Consider the following 2,284-nt stretch of genomic DNA (forward strand, 5'->3'; position numbering starts at 1 on the left):
GGGGTGGCGAAGGGGCTCCGTCACAATCGGGGCGTAGAAATCGTCAAAGTGACGAGATAGGGGTAGCATCCCGAACCATGAACAGTGGGGCTATGAACTCTGCGGACCTCGGGCTGCCCGTGGACGTGCCGTCGACGGCACTCTTCACGGACCACTACGAGCTGACGATGCTGCAGGCCGCCCTCAAGGCGGGCACGGCCGAGCGACGCTCGGTCTTCGAGGTGTTCACGCGCAGGCTGCCCGAGGGGCGCCGGTACGGCGTCGTCGCAGGCACCGGGCGCGTCCTGGACGCGGTGGAGAACTTCCGCTTCGACGAGGGGGTCATCGACTTCCTGCGCTCCCGCGCCGTGGTCGACGAGCCCACCCTGCAGTGGCTCGCGGACTACCGCTTCCGGGGCGACATCTGGGGCTACCCGGAGGGCGAGGTCTACTTCCCCGGCTCCCCGCTGCTGCGGGTGGAGGGCTCCTTCGCGGAGTGCGTGCTCCTGGAGACGGTGATCCTCTCGATCCTCAACCACGACTCGGCCATCGCCGCGGCCGCCTCCCGGATGTCGGCGGCCGCGGGCGGGCGGGCGCTGATCGAGATGGGCGCGCGCCGCACCCACGAGCTGGCCGCGGTGGCCGCGTCCCGGGCGGCGTACGTCGGCGGCTTCGACACCACGTCCGACCTCGCGGCCGGGTTCCGCTACGACATCCCCACGGTCGGCACGTCCGCGCACGCCTTCACGCTGCTGCACGACAGCGAGCGGGACGCCTTCACCGCCCAGGTGGAGACCCTCGGCCGGGGTACGACGCTGCTCGTCGACACGTACGACGTGACCGAGGCCGTCCGGCTCGCCGTCGAGGTGGCCGGGCCCGAGCTCGGCGCGGTCCGTATCGACTCCGGTGACCTGCTGCTCGTCGCGCACCGGGTGCGGCAGCAGCTGGACGACCTCGGCGCCACCGAGACCAAGATCGTGGTCACCTCCGACCTGGACGAGTACGCCATCGCCTCGCTCGCCGCGGCGCCCGTGGACGCGTACGGCGTGGGCACCCAGCTGGTCACCGGCTCCGGGCACCCGACCTGCTCGATGGTCTACAAGCTGGTGGCGCGGGCCAGGTCGACGGAGCCCGGGGCGCCGCTCGAACCGGTGGCCAAGAAGTCGATGGGCGCCAAGTCCTCGCGCGGCGGCCGCAAGTGGGCCGCGCGCCGCCTGGACGAGGACGGTGTCGCCGAGGCCGAGGTCATCGGCACCGGGCCGGTCCCCGCGGACCTCGCCGACCAGCAGCTCCTCGTCGAGCTGGTCAAGGGCGGCGAGGTGGTGGCCCGCGAGCCGCTGGACGCGGTACGCGCCCGGCACCAGGAGGTCCTCGCCCGGCTTCCGCTCTCGGCGACGCAGCTGTCGCGCGGCGAGACGGTCATTCCCACCGAGTACGTCTGAGTGTCCGAGTACGCCTGAGCGCGTCTGAGTACGTCTGACGCGGGTGTGCGCTCGTGGGTCCGTACGGGTGGCCCGTACGGGGGCAGGGAGCGCATGAACGTCCGGTGGAGGGGAATGCAACGGCAGTCCCCTCCGCCCCTGACTCATCGACCCAGAGATTCTCCAGCCGAAGGACACCATCATGCGCCGCGCCCTGATTGTCGTGGATGTGCAGAATGACTTCTGCGAGGGCGGCAGCCTCGCGGTCTCCGGTGGCGCGGATGTCGCCGCGGCGGTCACGGATCTGATCGGCCAGACCGCGGGGGCCTGCTACCAGCACGTGGTCGCCACCCGCGACCACCACATCGCGCCCGGCGACCACTTCTCGGACCGCCCGGACTTCGTCGACAGCTGGCCCGCGCACTGTGTGGCCGGCACGGAGGGTGTCGGCTTCCACCCGAACTTCGCCCCCGCGGTGGCCTCCGGCGCGGTCGACGCGGTCTTCGACAAGGGGGCGTACACGGCGGCGTACAGCGGCTTCGAGGGCGCCGACGAGAACGGGACGCCGCTGGCGCGGTGGCTGCGGGCGCGGGAGGTCACGGAGGTCGACGTGGTCGGTATCGCTACGGATCACTGCGTGCGGGCCACTGCGTTGGATGCGGTGCGGGAGGGGTTCCGGGTGAAGGTTCTGCTTGACCTCACGGCCGGGGTGTCCGGGGACAGTACGCGGCGGGCTCTGGATGAGCTGTCCGAGGCGGGCGTGGAGCTGACGGGCAAGCCGGTGGTTTGAGCCCCTCCCCGCCCCTTCCCGCTGCGTCCGATATGCGGCTGCCGCCGCGTGGCCTGCCGGACGGGCCTCCTCAATCGCCGGAGAGGCTCAAATT

The 2,284-nt window shown here is 71.5% G+C and carries 2 protein-coding genes; both read left to right on the forward strand.

The features are described from left to right. The first annotated feature begins 92 nt into the window (after positions 1-92). Positions 93-1,421, forward strand: a complete 1,329-nt coding sequence (locus GUY60_RS36920; RefSeq protein WP_161705874.1) for a nicotinate phosphoribosyltransferase — start codon at positions 93-95, stop codon at positions 1,419-1,421. Between the two features lie 181 nt (positions 1,422-1,602). Next, complete coding sequence (locus tag GUY60_RS36925) at positions 1,603-2,190, forward strand: isochorismatase family protein (protein WP_161705875.1); 588 nt, start codon at positions 1,603-1,605, stop codon at positions 2,188-2,190. Positions 2,191-2,284: the final 94 nt, after the last annotated feature.

This window comes from Streptomyces boluensis (assembly GCF_009908195.1).
Lineage (GTDB): Bacteria > Actinomycetota > Actinomycetes > Streptomycetales > Streptomycetaceae > Streptomyces > Streptomyces boluensis.

What these genes read in the sequence shown, in the direction of transcription:
- GUY60_RS36920 (WP_161705874.1), top strand. Translation starts at nt 93, where the DNA reads ATGAACTCTGCGGACCTCGGGCTGCCCGTGGACGTGCCGTCGACGGCA.
- GUY60_RS36925 (WP_161705875.1), top strand. Translation starts at nt 1,603, where the DNA reads ATGCGCCGCGCCCTGATTGTCGTGGATGTGCAGAATGACTTCTGCGAG.